Annotated in this window: 26 protein-coding genes; 25 read left to right on the top strand and 1 reads right to left on the bottom strand. The window is 64.0% G+C overall.

All coding sequences use genetic code 11. From position 1 onward, the window contains the following. Nucleotides 1-9: 9 nt before the first annotated feature. From rplP to AC3A6I_RS09425, 20 genes are all read left to right on the top strand, one after another. Nucleotides 10-423, top strand: coding sequence for a 50S ribosomal protein L16 (gene rplP, locus AC3A6I_RS09520; RefSeq protein WP_487543447.1), 414 nt, complete (start codon nucleotides 10-12; stop codon nucleotides 421-423). Nucleotides 424-428: 5 nt separating this feature from the next. Next, a complete protein-coding gene (gene rpmC / locus AC3A6I_RS09515; protein ID WP_487543446.1) occupies nucleotides 429-653 on the top strand; it encodes a 50S ribosomal protein L29 in 225 nt (74 codons plus the stop codon). Between the two features lie 9 nt (nucleotides 654-662). Next, a complete protein-coding gene (gene rpsQ / locus AC3A6I_RS09510) occupies nucleotides 663-896 on the top strand; it encodes a 30S ribosomal protein S17 (RefSeq protein WP_423067702.1) in 234 nt (77 codons plus the stop codon). Between the two features lie 56 nt (nucleotides 897-952). Further along, a complete protein-coding gene (gene rplN / locus AC3A6I_RS09505; protein ID WP_487543445.1) occupies nucleotides 953-1,321 on the top strand; it encodes a 50S ribosomal protein L14 in 369 nt (122 codons plus the stop codon). After that, complete coding sequence (gene rplX, locus AC3A6I_RS09500) at nucleotides 1,321-1,635, top strand: 50S ribosomal protein L24 (protein WP_487543444.1); 315 nt, start codon at nucleotides 1,321-1,323, stop codon at nucleotides 1,633-1,635. Before rplN ends, rplX begins: the two co-directional genes overlap by 1 nt. After that, entirely contained in the window at nucleotides 1,628-2,185 is a 558-nt protein-coding gene (rplE, locus tag AC3A6I_RS09495; RefSeq protein ID WP_487543443.1) for a 50S ribosomal protein L5, read from the top strand. Before rplX ends, rplE begins: the two co-directional genes overlap by 8 nt. Nucleotides 2,186-2,207: 22 nt before the next feature. Continuing rightward, nucleotides 2,208-2,513: a 30S ribosomal protein S14 gene (rpsN, locus tag AC3A6I_RS09490; protein WP_487543442.1), complete on the top strand. Its 306-nt coding sequence runs from the start codon at nucleotides 2,208-2,210 to the stop codon at nucleotides 2,511-2,513. Between the two features lie 12 nt (nucleotides 2,514-2,525). Next, a complete protein-coding gene (rpsH, locus tag AC3A6I_RS09485; RefSeq protein ID WP_487543441.1) occupies nucleotides 2,526-2,924 on the top strand; it encodes a 30S ribosomal protein S8 in 399 nt (132 codons plus the stop codon). Nucleotides 2,925-2,979: 55 nt separating this feature from the next. Continuing rightward, entirely contained in the window at nucleotides 2,980-3,513 is a 534-nt protein-coding gene (gene rplF / locus AC3A6I_RS09480) for a 50S ribosomal protein L6 (protein WP_487543440.1), read from the top strand. 12 nt (nucleotides 3,514-3,525) lie between these two features. Further along, nucleotides 3,526-3,888 (top strand): 50S ribosomal protein L18, encoded by a 363-nt coding sequence (rplR, locus tag AC3A6I_RS09475; protein WP_487543439.1) that lies wholly within the window; start codon nucleotides 3,526-3,528, stop codon nucleotides 3,886-3,888. Between the two features lie 22 nt (nucleotides 3,889-3,910). Next, nucleotides 3,911-4,438, top strand: a complete 528-nt coding sequence (gene rpsE / locus AC3A6I_RS09470) for a 30S ribosomal protein S5 (RefSeq protein WP_487543438.1) — start codon at nucleotides 3,911-3,913, stop codon at nucleotides 4,436-4,438. 23 nt (nucleotides 4,439-4,461) lie between these two features. Further along, nucleotides 4,462-4,650, top strand: a complete 189-nt coding sequence (gene rpmD, locus AC3A6I_RS09465) for a 50S ribosomal protein L30 (RefSeq protein ID WP_487543437.1) — start codon at nucleotides 4,462-4,464, stop codon at nucleotides 4,648-4,650. A gap of 12 nt (nucleotides 4,651-4,662) precedes the next feature. Further along, nucleotides 4,663-5,148, top strand: coding sequence for a 50S ribosomal protein L15 (gene rplO, locus AC3A6I_RS09460; protein ID WP_487543436.1), 486 nt, complete (start codon nucleotides 4,663-4,665; stop codon nucleotides 5,146-5,148). A gap of 32 nt (nucleotides 5,149-5,180) precedes the next feature. After that, a complete protein-coding gene (gene secY, locus AC3A6I_RS09455; protein WP_487543435.1) occupies nucleotides 5,181-6,515 on the top strand; it encodes a preprotein translocase subunit SecY in 1,335 nt (444 codons plus the stop codon). After that, entirely contained in the window at nucleotides 6,512-7,072 is a 561-nt protein-coding gene (locus tag AC3A6I_RS09450) for an adenylate kinase (RefSeq protein ID WP_487543434.1), read from the top strand. Before secY ends, AC3A6I_RS09450 begins: the two co-directional genes overlap by 4 nt. Before the next feature lie 180 nt (nucleotides 7,073-7,252). Next, the gene (gene rpsM / locus AC3A6I_RS09445; RefSeq protein ID WP_487543433.1) at nucleotides 7,253-7,621 is read left to right on the top strand and encodes a 30S ribosomal protein S13; all 369 of its coding nucleotides are present in this window, start codon (nucleotides 7,253-7,255) and stop codon (nucleotides 7,619-7,621) included. A gap of 83 nt (nucleotides 7,622-7,704) precedes the next feature. Beyond that, the gene (gene rpsK, locus AC3A6I_RS09440; RefSeq protein ID WP_487543432.1) at nucleotides 7,705-8,097 is read left to right on the top strand and encodes a 30S ribosomal protein S11; all 393 of its coding nucleotides are present in this window, start codon (nucleotides 7,705-7,707) and stop codon (nucleotides 8,095-8,097) included. A gap of 101 nt (nucleotides 8,098-8,198) precedes the next feature. Continuing rightward, nucleotides 8,199-9,218 carry a DNA-directed RNA polymerase subunit alpha gene (locus AC3A6I_RS09435; protein WP_487543431.1) on the top strand — a complete coding sequence of 340 codons (1,020 nt, stop codon included), beginning with the start codon at nucleotides 8,199-8,201 and terminating at the stop codon, nucleotides 9,216-9,218. A gap of 61 nt (nucleotides 9,219-9,279) precedes the next feature. Further along, on the top strand, nucleotides 9,280-9,708 hold the full coding sequence (gene rplQ / locus AC3A6I_RS09430; protein WP_487543430.1) for a 50S ribosomal protein L17: 429 nt from the start codon (nucleotides 9,280-9,282) through the stop codon (nucleotides 9,706-9,708). Between the two features lie 117 nt (nucleotides 9,709-9,825). Further along, nucleotides 9,826-10,875 (top strand): NAD-dependent epimerase/dehydratase family protein, encoded by a 1,050-nt coding sequence (locus AC3A6I_RS09425; protein WP_487543429.1) that lies wholly within the window; start codon nucleotides 9,826-9,828, stop codon nucleotides 10,873-10,875. A gap of 230 nt (nucleotides 10,876-11,105) precedes the next feature. Here the strand turns inward: AC3A6I_RS09425 and AC3A6I_RS09420 are convergent, their stop codons facing one another. Further along, the gene (locus AC3A6I_RS09420; protein WP_487543428.1) at nucleotides 11,106-11,645 is read right to left on the bottom strand and encodes a P-loop NTPase family protein; all 540 of its coding nucleotides are present in this window, start codon (nucleotides 11,643-11,645) and stop codon (nucleotides 11,106-11,108) included. Between the two features lie 389 nt (nucleotides 11,646-12,034). On the opposite strand from AC3A6I_RS09420, the gene AC3A6I_RS09415 reads away from it, so the two are divergent. From AC3A6I_RS09415 to AC3A6I_RS09395, 5 genes are all read left to right on the top strand, one after another. Further along, nucleotides 12,035-12,994: an NAD-dependent epimerase/dehydratase family protein gene (locus tag AC3A6I_RS09415; protein WP_487543427.1), complete on the top strand. Its 960-nt coding sequence runs from the start codon at nucleotides 12,035-12,037 to the stop codon at nucleotides 12,992-12,994. A gap of 105 nt (nucleotides 12,995-13,099) precedes the next feature. Then, on the top strand, nucleotides 13,100-14,374 hold the full coding sequence (gene eno / locus AC3A6I_RS09410) for a phosphopyruvate hydratase (RefSeq protein WP_487543426.1): 1,275 nt from the start codon (nucleotides 13,100-13,102) through the stop codon (nucleotides 14,372-14,374). Nucleotides 14,375-14,531: 157 nt separating this feature from the next. Further along, nucleotides 14,532-14,927, top strand: coding sequence for an FtsB family cell division protein (locus AC3A6I_RS09405; protein WP_487543425.1), 396 nt, complete (start codon nucleotides 14,532-14,534; stop codon nucleotides 14,925-14,927). A gap of 122 nt (nucleotides 14,928-15,049) precedes the next feature. Then, entirely contained in the window at nucleotides 15,050-16,063 is a 1,014-nt protein-coding gene (pdhA, locus tag AC3A6I_RS09400; RefSeq protein WP_487543424.1) for a pyruvate dehydrogenase (acetyl-transferring) E1 component subunit alpha, read from the top strand. A gap of 42 nt (nucleotides 16,064-16,105) precedes the next feature. Beyond that, entirely contained in the window at nucleotides 16,106-17,500 is a 1,395-nt protein-coding gene (locus tag AC3A6I_RS09395; RefSeq protein ID WP_487543423.1) for a pyruvate dehydrogenase complex E1 component subunit beta, read from the top strand.

Genomic DNA, 17,500 nt, shown 5'->3' with positions numbered 1-17,500 from the left:
CATAGATAAATGCTGCAACCAAAACGCACCAAGTTCCGCAAGGCGCACAAGGGCCGCATCCATGGCAACGCCAAGGGTGGCACCGACCTCGCTTTCGGCCAGTACGGCCTGAAGTCGCAGGAGCCCGAGCGTGTCACCGCCCGCCAGATCGAGGCGGCCCGTCGTGCCATCACTCGTGAGATGAAGCGCGCCGGCCGTGTCTGGATCCGCATCTTCCCCGACCTGCCGGTTTCCAAGAAGCCGACCGAAGTCCGCATGGGTAAGGGCAAGGGTTCGGTCGAATTCTGGGCCGCCCGCGTCAAGCCGGGTCGCATCCTGTTCGAAATCGACGGCGTCCCCGAGGACGTTGCCAAGGAAGCACTGCGCCTGGGCGCCATGAAGCTTCCGATCATGACGCGGGTCGTGACCCGCATTGCGGATTGATAGCCATGGCCAAGAAGAAAACGGAAGTGAAGAGCGGCGGTGCCGTCGACCTTCGCGCCAAGACCCCCGACGAGCTGAAGGATCAGCTCCTCGGGCTGAAGAAAGAGCAGTTCAACCTGCGGTTCCAGCGCGCTACCCAGCAGCTGGAGAAGCCGGCCCGCGTACGTGAGGTCCGCCGCGAGATCGCGCGGGTCAAGACCGTGCTCGGCGAAAAAGCCGCAGCGAAGTAGGAGACACAGATGCCCAAGCGCGTTTTGCAGGGGACCGTGGTCTCCGACACGAATGAGAAGACCGTGGTGGTGCGCGTCGACCGCGCCTTCACCCACCCGGTGATGAAGAAGACCGTGCGCCGGTCCAAGAAGTATCACGCCCATGACGAGGCCAATGCGGCCAAGGTCGGGGATGTCGTCTGGATCGAAGAGTCGGCGCCGATTTCGAAGAACAAGCGTTGGGTCCTAAAGCCCTCCGCGTAAACCGGAATTTAGGGCTCGCCGCGTAGGCAGACCCCGAACTTAGAAGGCATCAAGCCATGATCCAGATGCAGTCCAATCTCGACGTTGCCGATAATTCCGGCGCGCGTCGTGTCATGTGCATCAAGGTGCTCGGCGGCTCGCACCGCAAGTACGCCTCGGTGGGCGACATCATCGTCGTGTCGGTGAAGGATGCGATCCCGCGTGGTCGCGTGAAGAAGGGCCAGGTGATGAAGGCCGTGGTCGTTCGGACCGCGTTCCCGGTGCGTCGCGACGACGGCACGATCATCCGCTTCGACCGCAACGCCGCCGTGCTGATCAACAACCAGGCCGAGCCAATCGGTACCCGTATCTTCGGGCCGGTGCCGCGCGAGCTGCGTAGCAAGAACCACATGAAGATCATTTCGCTTGCGCCGGAGGTGCTGTGATGGCCTCGAAGATCAAGAAGGGCGACAAGGTCGTCGTTCTCGCGGGCAAGGACAAGGGCAAGACCGGTACCGTCGAGCGGGTCATCCCGACTGACGACCGTGCCGTGGTCACCGGCATCAACCTCGTGCGTCGCCACACCAAGCAGACCGCGAGCCAGGACGCCGGCATCTTTACCAAGGCCGCGCCGATCCACCTGAGCAACCTCGCGGTGGCCGACGCCAATGGCAAGCCGACGCGCGTCGGCTTCAAGATCAACGAAGACGGCACCAAGGTGCGCGTCGCCAAGTCGACCGGAGACACGATCGATGGCTGAGACAGCTTACGTCCCGCGTCTCCGTACCGAGTACGACGAGACCATCAAGCCCGAGCTCATCAAGGAGTTCGGCTACAAGAACGTCATGATGGCGCCCAAGCTCGACAAGGTCGTGCTGAATATCGGCGTCGGCGAGGCGGTCAACGACACCAAGAAGGTGCGCGCTGCCGCGGCGGATCTTGAGAAGATTGCTGGCCAGAAGCCGGTCATCACCCACGCACGCAAGTCGATCGCCGGCTTCAAGGTTCGCGAGCAGATGCCGCTCGGCGTGAAGGTGACCCTGCGCAAGGCTCGCATGTACGAGTTCATCGACCGACTGGTGAATATCGCCCTGCCGCGCGTCCGCGACTTCCGCGGGCTGAACCCGAACTCGTTCGATGGCCGCGGCAACTATGCCATGGGCATCAAGGAGCACATCATTTTCCCCGAGATCAACTTCGATCAGATCGAACAGACCTGGGGTATGGACATCATCGTGTGCACCACCGCGCAGTCGGACGACGAAGCCCGCGCGCTGCTCAAGGCTTTCAATTTCCCCTTCCGGCAGTAACGGAAGAGAGACGAGGACGGACATGGCAAAGACCAGCTCCATCGAGAAGAACAACAAGCGCAAGCGCCTCTCCAAGCAGCTCGCTCCCAAGCGCGCCAAGCTGAAGGCGACCGTTATGGACCAGAGCCTGTCGCTCGAGGAGCGCTTCAAGGCGCAGCTCAAGCTCGCCGCTCTGCCGCGCAACTCGGCCGAGAACCGCGTGCACAACCGCTGCGAAGTTACCGGCCGTCCGCGTGGCTATTACCGCAAGCTCAAGATGAGCCGTATCGCCCTGCGTCAGCTGGGCAGCCTCGGGCTCATCCCGGGCATGGTCAAGTCGAGCTGGTAAGGAGAGAAGACAATGGCAATCTCTGATCCGATCGGCGATATGCTGACCCGCATCCGCAACGCGCAGCAGCGTCGTCGCGATGTGGTGCAGACGCCGGCCTCGACCCTGCGGGCCCGCGTGCTCGAAGTGCTGAAGTCGGAAGGCTTCATCCGTGGTTTCTCGGAGAGCACGCTTGATAACGGCATGCCGCAGTTCGACATCGAGCTGAAGTATTCCGACAACCAGCCGGTGATCCGGACGATCGAGCGCGTCTCGCGTCCTGGCCGCCGTGTCTATGCGTCGGTGAAGAATATCCCGTCGGTCGCGAATGGCCTTGGCGTGTCGATCCTGTCGACCCCCAAGGGCGTGATGGCCGATCATGAAGCCAAGGCCCAGAACCTGGGTGGTGAGGTACTCTGCCGCGTCTTCTAAGGCGAAAGCCGTGAAGCCGTCGGTGTGACGATTACTCCGAAGGAAGTAAGATAGAATGTCCCGTACAGGCAAAAAGCCGATCGCACCGGTCAGTGGCGTCACCGTCACGATCAACGATCGCACGGTCACCGCGAAGGGGCCGAAGGGCGAGCAGTCGCTGACGCTCATGGATGTCGTGAACGCCAAGCAGACCGATGATGGTATCGTCATCGAGCCCGCCGATGACAGCAAGGAAGCCCGCGCTGCCTGGGGGACGACCCGCGCGCTGATCAACAACATGGTGATCGGCGTCAACACCGGCTTCGAGAAGAAGCTCGCGATCCAGGGCGTCGGTTACCGCGCTGCCATGCAGGGCAAGGATCTCAAGCTCTCGCTCGGCTTCAGCCACGAAGTGGTGTTCGAGACCCCCAAGGGAATCACGATCGCTGCCCCGACCCAGACCGAAGTCGTGGTCACCGGTGTCGACAAGCAGCAGGTCGGCCAGGTTGCAGCCGATATCCGCGGTTGGCGTCCGCCGGAGCCCTACAAGGGCAAGGGTGTGCGTTATGTGGGCGAATTCGTCGCCCGCAAAGAAGGCAAGAAGAAGTAAGGAGCGCACGAGATGCCCATCAGCCTCAAAGGTGCTGAGCGCCGCAAGGCGCGCGTTCGCAAGGCGCTCAAGGCCAATTCCAAAGGCCGTCCTCGCCTCAGCGTGCACCGCACCGACAAGAATATCTACGCACAGATCATCGACGATGCTTCGGGCCGTACGCTCGCTGCCGCTTCGAGCATCGACAAGGACGTGAAGGCCTCGCTCAAGAACGGCTCGACTTCGGAGGCTGCGGCCACCGTCGGCAAGCTGATCGCCGAGCGCGGTGTTGCCGCCAATGTCGGCGAGGTCGTTTTCGACCGTGGCTCGTATCTCTTCCATGGCCGCGTCAAGGCCCTGGCTGATGCGGCCCGCGAAGGCGGCCTGAAGTTCTGATCCGGCGACAAAGGAAAATTCGATGAGAGACGTTCAAGAGCGCGATAGCGAATTCGTCGACCGGCTGGTTCACATCAACCGCGTCGCCAAGGTTGTGAAGGGTGGCCGTCGCTTCGGCTTTGCTGCCCTGGTTGTGGTCGGTGACCAGAAGGGCCGCGTCGGCTTCGGTCATGGCAAGGCGCGTGAAGTGCCCGAGGCCATCCGCAAAGCGACTGAGCAGGCCAAGCGCCAGATGATCCGCGTGCCGCTGCGCGATGCCCGTACGCTGCATCACGACGTGATCGGCCACCACGGGGCAGGGCGCGTCATCCTGCGCGCCGCTGTTCCCGGCACCGGCATCATCGCCGGCGGTCCGATGCGTGCGGTGTTCGAGACCCTCGGGGTCAACGACATCGTGGCGAAGTCGCAGGGCACTGCCAACCCGTACAACATGGTGCGGGCGACCTTCGATGCGCTGAAGCGCGTCGACAGCCCCCGTTCGGTCGCCGCCCGTCGCGGCCTGAAGGTCTCGGACCTACAGGCTCGTCGTGGCGAGACCACTGAAGCCTGATTGCGGGCTGAGGAGTAGCTAGAATGGCCGACAAGACCATCACCATCGAGCAGATCGGCAGCCCGTCGCGTCGCCCCGGCGACCAGCGTGCGACCCTGATCGGGCTCGGCCTCAACAAGATCCGCCGGCAGTCCACCCTCAAGGACACGCCCGAGGTCCGCGGCATGATCAACAAGATCCCGCACCTCGTCCGCGTCGTCGACGCCAAGTAAGGAACGAGAGCAATGACTCGTTTGAACGAACTCCGGGACAACCCGGGCGCCAACAAGAAGCGCGTGCGCGTCGGTCGTGGTATCGGCTCGGGCGTCGGCAAGACCGGCGGCCGCGGCGGCAAGGGCCAGACGGCCCGTTCCGGCGTCGCCATCAACGGCTTCGAAGGCGGCCAGATGCCGCTGCACATGCGTATGCCCAAGCGTGGCTTCAACGCGCTGAATTCCAAGGACTGGAACCAGCTGCGCATCGACCGCGTCCAGGCCTATATCGACAGCGGCAAGCTCGACGCCAAGAACGTGATCGACACCGAGGCGCTCATCGCCGCCGGCGTCATCCGTCGCAAGCGTGACGGCGTCCGCCTGATCGGTAGCGCGGGCTTCACTGCCAAGAAGGTGACCTTCAAGGTGGATTACGCCACCAAGGGTGCGCTTGCTGCTATTGAAGCGGCCGGCGGCAAGGTCGATATGCCTCAGGCAGAGCAGAAGGCTGACGCCTAAGCGCGCCAAGCCCCAGTCTTAAGGGAGCGATCATGGCGTCCGCAGCCGAACAGCTGGCCAGAAATCTCAACTTCGGGACCTTCGCGAAAGCGAAGGCCCTTCAGCAGCGCATCTGGTTCACACTGGGTGCGCTTCTTGTTTATCGGCTCGGGACCTATATCCCGCTGCCGGGCATCGACCCCGATGCCTATGCGGCATCGTTCGAGCAGCAGTCCCAGGGTATCCTGGGCATGTTCGACATGTTCGCCGGCGGCGCCGTGCAGCGCATGGCGATCTTTGCGCTGAACCTCATTCCGTACATCACGGCCTCGATCGTGGTGCAGGTGATCACCACTGCTTCGCCGCGCCTCGAGGCGCTGCGCAAGGAAGGTGAGTCCGGCCGCCGCAAGCTGAATCAGTATACCCGCTACCTCGCGGTGCTGTTCTGCGCGGTGCAGGCCTATGGCATCGCCGTCGGGCTCGAGTCGAGCCAGGGCGTCGTGCTCGATCCGGGTTGGTTCTTCCGCCTGTCGACGGTCATCACGCTGGTCGGCGGCACCATGTTCCTGATGTGGCTGGGTGAGCAGATCACCTCGCGCGGCATCGGCAACGGCATCTCGCTGATCATCTTCGCCGGCATCGTGGCCAACCTGCCCACCACCGTGGTGCAGACGCTCGAGCTCACCCGGCAGGGCAGCATCAACCCGCTGTGGGGCATCGGCCTGCCGGTACTGGCGATCGTCGTGATCGCCATCATCGTGTTCTTCGAGCGCGCCCAGCGCCGGCTGCTGATCCAGTATCCGAAGCGCCAGGTCGGCAACAAGATGTTCCAGGGCGATACCTCGCATCTGCCTCTGAAGCTGAACACCTCGGGCGTCATCCCGGTGATCTTCGGCTCCTCGCTGCTGCTGCTGCCGGCGACCATCGCGTCGTTCGCGGCCCAGGGCGATGCGCCGCAATGGCTGCAGGTCACGGCAGCGCTGCTCGGCCGCGGCCAGCCGCTCTACCTGATCCTGTTCGCCGTCCTGATCATTTTCTTCGCCTTCTTCTATACCTCGATCGTGTTCAACCCGCAGGATACGGCCGACAACCTGAAGCGTTCCGGGGGCTTCATTCCGGGCATCCGTCCGGGTGAGCGTACCGCCCAGTACATCGACTATGTGCTGACTCGCATCACGGTTATCGGTGCGCTGTATCTGACGGTGGTGGCGCTCATTCCCGAGCTGATCCACAGCCAGTTGTCGGTGAGCCAGTTCATCGGCGGCACGTCGCTGCTGATCATGGTGACGGTGACCCTCGATACGGTCACGCAGATCCAGAGCCATCTGATCGCGCAGCAGTACGAGGGCCTGGTGAAACGTTCGCGCCTTGGGGGAAAGCGTAAATGAGGTTGATCCTCCTGGGCCCGCCGGGCGCCGGCAAGGGGACGCAGGCCAAGATCCTGGTCGAGACTTTCGGTATTCCGCAGCTCTCGACCGGCGACATCCTGCGCTCGGCCATTGCGGCCAAGACACCGATGGGTCTTGCCGCCAAGGAAGTGATGGACCGCGGCGATCTCGTCTCCGACGACATCGTCAACGGCATCGTCTCCGAGCGGCTCGACCAGGCCGACTGTGCCAACGGCTTCGTGCTCGACGGCTTTCCGCGCACTATCCCGCAGGCCAAGGCCCTCGACGGCATGCTGGCCGAGAAGGGCATGGAGCTCGATGCGGTTGTAGAATTGACCGCCAATGCCGATATCCTCGTGGCGCGCGTCATCAACCGCGCCAAGGAGAGCAACCGCCCGGACGACAATCCGGAGGTGATCCGCAATCGCCTCGACATCTACAAGCGCGACACCGCTCCGCTCGTCGACTTCTACCGCGGCAAGGGTCTGCTCAAGACGGTCGATGGCATGGAATCGGTAGAGCAGGTGACTGCGGCGATCCGCGAGGCGCTCGCATAGCTCGTATTTGCCGGGCAGGGCCCTGAGCAGTTGACTCTGCTGGGCCTTGTCCTTATGAACCGCGCCAGTCTCATGGATTTATGGACTGGATTCGGTTCCCTAGTTGAATGGGGGTCCGGACTCCGGTCCCTTGTCGTTATCAATCGAGCGGCTTCTGCCGCCGACTAAAGGAGAGCGGACGTGGCTCGTATTGCTGGCGTCAACATCCCGACCAACAAGCGCGTTGTCATCGCGCTTCAGTATATCCACGGCATCGGCCCGAAGTTCGCCAAGGACATCACCGAGAAGGTGGGTATCCCGACCGAGCGCCGCGTCAACGACCTGACCGACGCCGAGGTCATCCAGATTCGCGAAGCCATCGACCGCGAGTACGTGGTGGAAGGCGATCTCCGTCGTAACGTCGCCATGAATATCAAGCGGCTGATGGATCTGGGCAACTACCGTGGCCTGCGTCACCGCAAGGGCCTGCCGGTCCGCGGCCAGCGCACCCATACCAATGCCCGCACCCGCAAGGGTCCGGCCAAGCCGATCGCCGGCAAGAAGAAGTAATCTGGGGTCGCGGAGGACCTCTCCGTCATCCCGATGTAGCCGCTGGAACTACGGCGGCGTCGATATCGAACTGAGGAAGCAAATTGGCAAAGCCTGAAGGCGCGCGCGTAAAGCGCAAAGAACGCAAGAACATCACCAATGGCGTGGCGCATGTGAATGCGTCGTTCAACAACACCATGGTCACCATCACCGACGTGCAGGGCAACACCATCTCGTGGTCGTCCTCGGGTGTGATGGGTTTCAAGGGGTCGCGCAAGTCGACCCCGTATGCCGCCCAGGTTGCGGCGGAAGATGCGGCCCGCAAGGCCCAGGAACACGGCATGAAGACCCTCGAGGTCGAGGTTCGTGGTCCCGGTTCGGGTCGTGAATCGGCGCTCCGCGCGCTGCAGGCTGCTGGCTTCAACGTCACCAGCATCCGCGATGTCACCTCGATCCCGCACAACGGTTGCCGGCCGCGCAAGCGCCGTCGCGTCTGACCCTGTCACGGTAGATCTCCCGGCGCGCGCACTCGCGCCGGGATAGGGACATTGCTTTGGACAGGCGGTTAGGCGGACCGCCCATTTGAAAGGACACCACCGTGACCATCCAGCGGAACTGGCAGGAACTCATCAAGCCGACCAAACTGGACATCGTTTCGGACGGCGGCAATGCGCGTATCGCGTCCGTCGTCGCTGAACCGCTTGAGCGCGGCTATGGCCTGACGCTCGGCAATGCGCTGCGCCGTGTGCTGCTGTCCTCGCTCCAGGGGGCGGCTGTGACCGCCATCCAGATCGACGGCATCCTGCACGAATTCTCGTCGCTGCCGGGCGTGCGCGAGGACATTACCGACCTCGTGCTGAACGTCAAGGAAATCGCCGTCAAGATGGCTGGCGATGGCCCCAAGCGCCTCACCCTGAACAAGCAGGGTCCGGGCGCTGTCTACGCCGGTGACATCAAGGTGTCGGGCGATATCGAAGTGCTGAACCCCGAGCTGGTGATCTGCCACCTCGACGACGGCGCCGAGATCAACATGGAGTTCACGGTCAACACCGGCAAGGGCTACGTCCCGGCCGACAAGAACCGTCCGGACGACGCCCCGATCGGCTATATCCCGGTCGATGCGCTGTTCTCCCCCGTGCGCCGCGTCTCCTACAAGGTCGACGCGACCCGCGCCGGTGAGAGCCTCGACAAGGACAAGCTGACCCTGACCGTCGAAACCAATGGCGGCATTTCGCCTGAGGACGCCGTGGCCTATGCCGCGCGCATCCTGCAGGACCAGCTGTCGGTGTTCGTCAACTTCGAAGAGCCCACCAAGGAGAAGGCCCAGGACGTCGTCCCGGAACTCGCCTTCAACCCGGCGCTGCTCAAGAAGGTCGACGAGCTGGAGCTGTCGGTCCGTTCGGCGAACTGCCTGAAGAACGACAACATCGTCTACATCGGCGACCTCATCCAGAAGACCGAAGCCGAGATGCTCCGCACCCCGAACTTCGGCCGCAAGTCGCTCAACGAGATCAAGGAAGTTCTCGCCCAGATGGGTCTCCATCTCGGCATGGACGTGCCGAACTGGCCGCCTGAGAACATCGACGATCTGGCCAAGCGCTACGAAGATCACTATTAAAGCCGGCTGAGTAGCCGCCAACCGCCCGTCGTGAGACGCCCGGGCCTATGGGAGTAACAAAATGCGCCACGGTAATACCAACCGTAAGCTCAACCGGACCTCGGCCCACCGCAAGGCCATGTTCGCCAACATGTCTGCCTCGCTGATCAAGCATGAGCAGATCGTCACCACCTTGCCCAAGGCCAAGGAACTGCGGCCGATCGTCGAAAAGCTGATCACGCTCGGCAAGCGCGGCGACCTTCATGCCCGTCGTCAGGCCATCGCCCAGATGCGCGACGAGACCCAGGTGCAGAAGCTGTTCGGTGTGCTCGGCCCGCGCTACCAGGACCGTCAGGGCGGCTATATCCGTATCCTGAAGGCCGGTTTCCGCTACGGCGACAACGCCGCTCTCGCGGTGATCGAGCTGGTCGATCGCGATCCCGATGCCAAGGGCCAGGATTCCGGTCCGGTCGAAGTGCGCGACACCGAGGACGAAGGCATCGCGGCGTAAGCCCGCGTGACCTGAGCTGATTGAGTTGAAAGGCGGTCCGGTGTTCCGGGCCGCCTTTTCGTTTGCGTTGGGAAGATAACGCCCCGAGATTTGGGGCGCGTAGGGTAGGGGGCTTGAATGACCGACAAGGGCTTGATCCTCGTAACCGGGGCGACCGGCTTCGTGGGGAAATGGGTGGTGATCCAGTTGCTGCAGGCGGGCTATCCGGTGCGCGGCACCATCCGCTCCCTGAGCCGCACCGCGGAGGTTCGCGCCGGCGTCGCGACCCAGACCGGCGAGGAAGCGCTATCTCGCCTCGAGCTCGTCGAAGCCGACCTGCTCGACGACAAGGGCTGGGCCGCGGCCATGCAGGGCGTCGCCGCGGTCATGCACGTGGCCACCGTCATCCGCGCCGATGAGCCCAGGGACCAGAGCCTTGTCATCCGCCCCGCCGTCGAAGGCACCGAGCGCGTGCTGCGCTTCGCCAACGCAGCGGGCGTCAAGCGCGTGATCATGACCTCGTCGGTCGCTACTGTCGGCTATGGCCACGGCCACACCACGGGCAAGCGCGTCTATGACGAGACGTACATGACCCGGTTCGAGAACCTGAAATACACCTGGGCCTACTGCATCGGCAAAACCACCGCCGAGCGCAATGCCTGGGCCTATGCCAAAGAGCACGGCATGGAGCTCACCACCATCCATCCCGGCGCCATCCTCGGCCCGGCCGTCGACAAGGATGCCTCGATCTCCATCGGCCTTGCCACCGGGCTGCTCGCCGGTAAGACCGCCGCCATGCCCTCCAACGGCTTTGCCGTGGTCGACGTGCGCGATGTCGCCGCGCTCCACGTCGCCGCGCTCGAGAACCCGGCCTCGATCGGCGAGCGCTACATGGCCACCGCCGAGTACCTGCCCTTCCACGCCGTTGCCGGCATCCTGCGCGAAAAATACCCGGACTGGCCGATCACCGAGAAGCGCGCGCCCGACTGGATCATCAAGATCGTCGCCATGATGGGCGGCCCGGTGCGCCAGATCATCAACGACATCGGCAACGAGAAGCACTACGACACGACCAAGAGCGTCGCGCTGCTCGGTCGCCCCTACATCACCGCGCACGACGCGGTCCTCGCCTCCGCCGAGAGCGCCGTCCGCCTCGGCTTGATCACCAAGCCGGCGCCGAAGCGCTAGCCATTGGCCCCTCGGTGATCCTCCCCCGCGTGGCGGGGGAGTGCTCGGCTTGGACTGCTCTTCGGATACGCCATCTTGCGCGGAGTCATTCCCGCGAAAGCGGGAACCTCTGTTTGGCATGGGCAGCAAACGGAGATCCCCGCTTCCGCGGGGATGACCAGGAGGGCATTTGCGTCCGAAGTGAACACTCCCGTGTTCACGGGCAGGGGGCGTCGCTCTCACAAGCGAGCCTACCTCTCCAGCCCCCACGCCGCATACAGCCGCTTCAGCTCCTGCATCGAGCCCAGCTCGACCAGTGGCAGCCCGGCAGCACGCATCCGCCCCTGGTCTCGCGCCCGATTCTTCGGCTGCACCAGCAGGATCCAGCGCACCATCTCCCACTTGATGCTGTCCTTGTCGCCCGCCAGCGATCCCGGCCGCGACCGCTTCTCGAACAGCGTCCGGTTGAGATAGCGCGCGAAATTCGCCCAACGCCCGTCCCCCAGCAGGATGATCCCGGTCGCCCGCGCGAAACGCCGCGGCATCAGCGCGGAGTAGTTCCCATCCATCACCCAGCGTTCCGTGGCGATCGCCGCATCGTGCAGCGCGGCGAACTCTTCGTCCGAGCGCTGCACCCAGTCCGTGTCGGGCAGATGCCGGAACAGATCGAGGTGAAACGCCTCGGCCCCGAGCTTCCTGCCCAGCGCCACGGCCAGCGTTGATTTTCCCGCATTCGACGGCCCGCAGATCATGATCCGGTCGCCCAGCGCGGCCAATGGCGGCAGCTCCATCATCCCCTCCATGTCGACTTATCCCCGCTTCCGGGGGCGGCCTTATACTGCATGCACCGCTTCGATGCGAGGTGCCGACGGGGCATCGCGGAGCGGGTAGGGGGCCGGGTGCAAGCCGTTGCATCCGGGGTGACTGCGGTTCCTGCATCGCTTCGCGGTGCCGTGCGTCATAAGTCCCTTCGCAATGGGCGGGGCGACAGTCCCACCGACTACTTTGGCCGGTCTACCGGCATAATAGGGACGAAGTCCCGCCCATGCCGCAGCTTCGGAAGCGGCAAGACCGAACAGACCCCGAAGCCGATGGCTGTCGGGCGCTTTCCTACGTCCGGGTTGTCGCTTCGTCGGGCCAGCTGCTGTACAGAGCAGGGCGGTCAGCTCAGGAGGCAAGCATGTCCAGGGTCGTCATCATCGGTGGCAGCGGTCACGTCGGAACCTATCTCGTGCCGCGCCTCGTCGAGGCCGGCCACCAGGTGCTGAACGTCTCGCGCGGTTCGGCAAAACCATACTCGCCCAATGCCGCCTGGGCCGAGGTTGACACCGTCACCATCGACCGTGCCGCCGCCGAGACCGATGGCAGCTTCGGCGCCGCCATCGCCGCGCTAGAGCCCGATATCGTCATCGACATGATCTGCTTCACGCTCGAGAGCGCCAAGCACCTCGTCGAGGCTCTGCGCGGCCGCGTCCAGCACTTCATCCACTGTGGCACCATCTGGGTCTACGGCCACAACACCGCTGTCCCCGCCACCGAGGACCAGCCGCTCAACGCCTTCGGCGACTACGGCACCCAGAAGGCCGCCATCGAGACCTTCCTGCTCGATCAGGCCCGCCGCCACAACTTCCCCGCCACCGTGTTCCGCCCGGGCCACATCGTCGGCCCCGGCTGGAACCCGCTGAACCCCGCCGGCCACTTCAACCCCGAAGTGTTCTCCAAAATCGCCCGCGGCGAGGAGCTGAGCCTCGCCAATTTCGGCCTCGAGACTGTCCACCACGTCCATGCCGACGATCTCGCCGCGCTCGTCATGGCCATCATCGCCAACCGCTCGACCGCGGTGGGCGAAGCCTTCAACGCCGTCTCGCCACAGGCCATCAATCTGCGTGGCTATGCCGAAGCCATGTATCGCTGGTTCGGCCACGAGCCGCGCCTCAGCTACCAGCCCTTCGACACCTGGAAGACCACCCAGGACCCCAAGGAAGCCCAGGCCACCTGGGAACACATCGCCCGCAGTCCAAATCATTCGATGGACAAAGCCCGCCGCCTCCTCGGCTTCACTCCCCGCTTCAGCTCGCTCGAGGCGGTGAAGGAGGCCGTTGCCTGGCTCATCGACAACGGCAAGGTGGCGCGGCCCTGAGCCCGCCGCGTCGGCGCCCAGAATCTTTCGGCCACCCCCTTCACTGTGTCACATCCCTTGTCTAACAAGGGCCCGAGCAATCGTTTGCATAAGAGGGCAGCGCGCATGTCTACCATCATCGATGTCACCGGCCGACAGATCTTCGACAGCCGCGGCAATCCGACGGTCGAAGTCGATGTGGTGCTCGATGATGGCAGCTTCGGCCGCGCCGCCGTGCCCTCGGGCGCTTCGACCGGCGCCCACGAAGCCGTCGAGCTGCGCGATGGCGGCAAGCCCTTCCTCGGCAAGGGCGTCACCAAGGCCGTCGATTTCGTCAACACCGAGATCTTCGCCGAGATCCAGGGCCTCGACGCCCTCGACCAGATCGAAGTCGATCGTACCCTGATCGAACTCGACGGCACCCCGAACAAGGCCCGCCTCGGCGCCAACGCCATCCTCGGCGTGTCGCTCGCCGTCGCCAAGGCCGCCGCCGAGTCGAGCTCGCTGCCGCTGTTCCGCTATGTCGGCGGCCCCAACGCCCATGTGCTGCCGGTGCCGATGATGAACATCATCAATGGCGGCGCCCACGCCGATAACCCGATCGACATGCAGGAATTCATGATCCTGCCGGTCGGCGCCGAATCCATCGCGCATGCTGTGCAGATCGGTGCGGAGATCTTCCACACCCTGAAGAAGGGCCTCGCGGCCGACGGCCACAACACCAATGTCGGTGACGAAGGTGGCTTTGCGCCGAACCTCAAGTCGGCCGAGGCGGCGCTCGAGTACATCGTCAAGTCGATCGAGAAGGCCGGCTACACCGCTGGCAAGGACGTCTATCTCGGCCTCGATTGCGCCTCGACCGAGTATTTCAAGGGCGGCAAGTACGAGATGGAAGGCGAAGGCAAGTCGCTCTCTTCCGAAGAGAACGCAAAGTTCCTCGCCGGCCTGGTGGGAAAATTCCCGATCATCTCGATCGAGGACGGCATGGCCGAAGACGACTGGGAGGGCTGGAAGGCGCTGACCGACCTGCTCGGCAAGAAGGTCCAGCTCGTCGGCGACGACCTGTTCGTCACCAACACCGAGCGGCTCAAGTCCGGCATCAAGATGGGCGTCGCCAACTCGATCCTCGTCAAGGTCAACCAGATCGGCTCGCTCTCCGAGACCCTAGACGCTGTCGATACCGCCCACCGCGCCGCCTACACCTCGGTGATGTCGCACCGCTCGGGCGAGACCGAGGACTCGACCATTGCCGACCTCGCGGTCGCCTGCAATTGCGGGCAGATCAAGACCGGCTCGCTGTCGCGCTCCGACCGGCTGGCCAAGTACAACCAGCTGATCCGCATCGAGGAAATGCTCGGCTCCGCCGCGAAATACGCCGGCACGTCGATCCTCAAGGGCTGATCGTTTGGTCGAAGTTTGCGAGGGCCGCGGCATCCAGCGATGCCGCGGCCCTCGCTGTTCTTATCCCCGTGTGATCGGGGTCGTGCGACACTGCTCCCGAAACCGCCTGTTAAGCGGTCATACACTAGATTGGAGCCGTTACAGCCGACCGGACACCATGCCCACCCGTCTCAAACGCCCCGCCTTCTGGCGCCATGTCGCCCTTGCCCTCGGGCTGATCGCTTTCCAGGGCTATCTGGGCTATAGCGTCGTCACCGGGCAGTTCGGCATCGAGAGCCAGGACGCGCTCGAAACCGAGATCAGCGAACTCAGCGCCAGGTCGGCGGCGCTACAGGCCGAGATCGATTCCTACCGCCATCGAATCGATCTGTTCCAGACCACCAAGCTCGATCCGGACCTCGTTTCCGAGCGGGCTAGGGCGCTTCTGGCAATGTCTCGGCCCGATGACATCATCATCATGGTCGATCCGTCCGGTAAACCGGTTTTACGTTCATCTGTTGCATCAACCACAGATCAGTTAAGCGGCGAAATCGAAGCTGGAACGGATAGATAGCTCCGTTTCTTCGTGTCGGCTCTGGATTCGCATCTGTCGTAAACATGCGCTAAGGTCTCTTCGCTGCGGCTTTGATGCCGCACGCGATGATGCTGCTTATCCATCTTCCGGAGCTCTTGCCCATGGCGCGTAAAGCGGCGGCCAAATCGGCCCAGTCCAATATCCCCGAACTCACCAAGGATCAGGAACTCTCCGCTTACCGCGACATGCTGCTCATCCGCCGCTTCGAAGAGAAGGCCGGCCAGATGTACGGCATGGGCCTCATCGGCGGCTTCTGTCACCTCTATATCGGCCAGGAAGCCGTGGTCACCGGCGTCACGATGGCGTCGAAGAAGGGCGAGGACGCCCAGATTACTGGCTACCGCGACCACGGCCACATGCTGGTCATGGGCCTCGATCCCAAGGGCGTCATGGCCGAGCTGACCGGCCGTCAGGGCGGTCTCTCCGCCGGCAAAGGCGGCTCGATGCACATGTTCTCCAACGAACACCGCTTCTACGGCGGCAACGGCATCGTCGGCGCCCAGGTCGCGCTCGGCACCGGCCTCGCCTTCGCGTCCAAGTACAAGAAGGACGGCTCGGTTTCGCTCGCCTATTTCGGCGACGGCGCGGCCAACCAGGGCCAGGTCTACGAGAGCTTCAACATGGCCAAGCTCTGGAACCTGCCGGTCGTCTATATCATCGAGAACAACCGCTACGGCATGGGCACCTCGGTCGATCGCGCCTCGGGCCAGCCGAACCTCTCCCGCCGTGGCGAGGGCTTCGACATTCCCGGCGAGCAGGTCGACGGCATGGATATCCGCCTCGTCTACGATGCCGCCAGGCGAGCCATCGAGCATGCCCGTTCCGGCAAAGGCCCCTACATCCTCGAGATGCTGACCTACCGCTATCGTGGCCACTCCATGTCCGATCCGGCCAAGTACCGCAGCAAGGACGAGGTCTCGACAATGCGTGCCGAGCGCGATCCGATCGAGCAGGTCAAGGCCCGCATCATCGAGCAGCGCTACGGCACCGAAGAGAGCCTCAAGGAAATCGAGACGCAGATCCGCGCCATCGTCACCGAGGCTGCGGACTTCGCTACCGCCGATGCCGAGCCCGCCACGTCGGAGCTGTGGACCGACATCTACGCCCCCGCCTGATCGCCGCTCGCCGACCCATTCGATCTCCCGCTGGAGACCCAGATGCCTACCATTCTCATGCCCGCACTCTCGCCGACCATGGAAGAGGGGAAACTCTCCAAATGGCTCGTCAAGGAAGGCGACCAGGTAAAGCCCGGCGACGTGCTCGCTGAAATCGAGACCGACAAGGCGACCATGGAGGTCGAGAGCGTCGACACCGGCGTCGTCAACAAGATCCTCGTCGAAGAGGGCGCCGAAGGCGTCAAGGTGAACGCCCCCATCGCCGTGGTGCTCGGCGAAGGTGAGGAAGCCGGCGACCTCAGCGGCCAGGCTGCGCAGCGCGCCCCGGCCACCGTCTCCGCCGAAGCTGTCGCCGAGGCCAAAGCTTCGTCCGAGCCGACCGCTCCTGCCGGCGTCGCGCCGGTCGCAATCCTCGAGGTCGCCTCCGATCCGGACCTGCCGGCCGATGTCGAGATGGTCGAGATGACCGTGCGCCAGGCCCTCAACGAGGCCATGGCCGAAGAGCTGCGCCGCGACCCCAACGTCTTCGTCATGGGCGAGGAAGTGGCCGAATATCAGGGCGCCTATAAGGTCACCCAGAACCTGCTGCAGGAATTCGGGCCCGAGCGCATCGTCGACACCCCGATCACCGAGCACGGCTTTGCCGGCCTCGCCGTCGGCGCCGCCTTCGCCGGCCTCCGCCCGATCGTCGAGTTCATGACCTGGAATTTCGCCATGCAGGCGATCGACCAGATCATCAACTCCGCCGCCAAGCAGCTCTACATGTCCGGTGGCCAGGTCTCGGCGCCCATGGTGTTCCGTGGCCCCAACGGCGCCGCCGCCCGCGTCGGGGCCCAGCACAGCCAGGACTATTCGGCCTGGTACAGCCACGTCCCCGGTCTCTACGTCGTCGCGCCGTTCTCGGCCGCCGACGCCAAGGGCCTGCTCAAGGCCGCCATCCGGTCGAACACTCCGGTGGTCTTCCTCGAGAACGAGATCCTCTACGGCTCGACCGGCCTCGTGCCCAAGGTCGATGACTATGTCCTGCCGATCGGCAAGGCGCGCATCGCCAAGGAAGGCAAGGACGTCACCATCGTCTCCTTCTCGATGGGCATGCGCTACGCCACCCAGGCCACCGAAAAGCTGGTCGCCGCCGGCGTCGATGTCGAGCTGATCGACCTGCGCACGCTGCGCCCGATGGACACCAAGACCGTCATCGAGTCGGTGAAGAAGACCGGCCGTCTTGTCACCGTCGAGGAAGGCTGGCCGCAGGGCGGCATCGGCGCCGAGCTGGCCGCCGTGGTCACCGCCGAGGCGTTCGACTATCTCGACGCCCCGCCGACCCGCGTTACCGGCAAGGACGTGCCGATGCCTTACGCGGCGAACCTCGAAAAGCTGGCGCTCCCGAGCGTCGATGAAGTCATCGCGGCGGTCAACGCGGTCACCTACCGGAGCTGA

This window comes from Devosia sp. Soil_C_22 (assembly GCF_057657195.1).
Note: the sequence above shows the minus strand (reverse complement) of the source record. Positions and strands in the feature narration are given on the sequence as shown.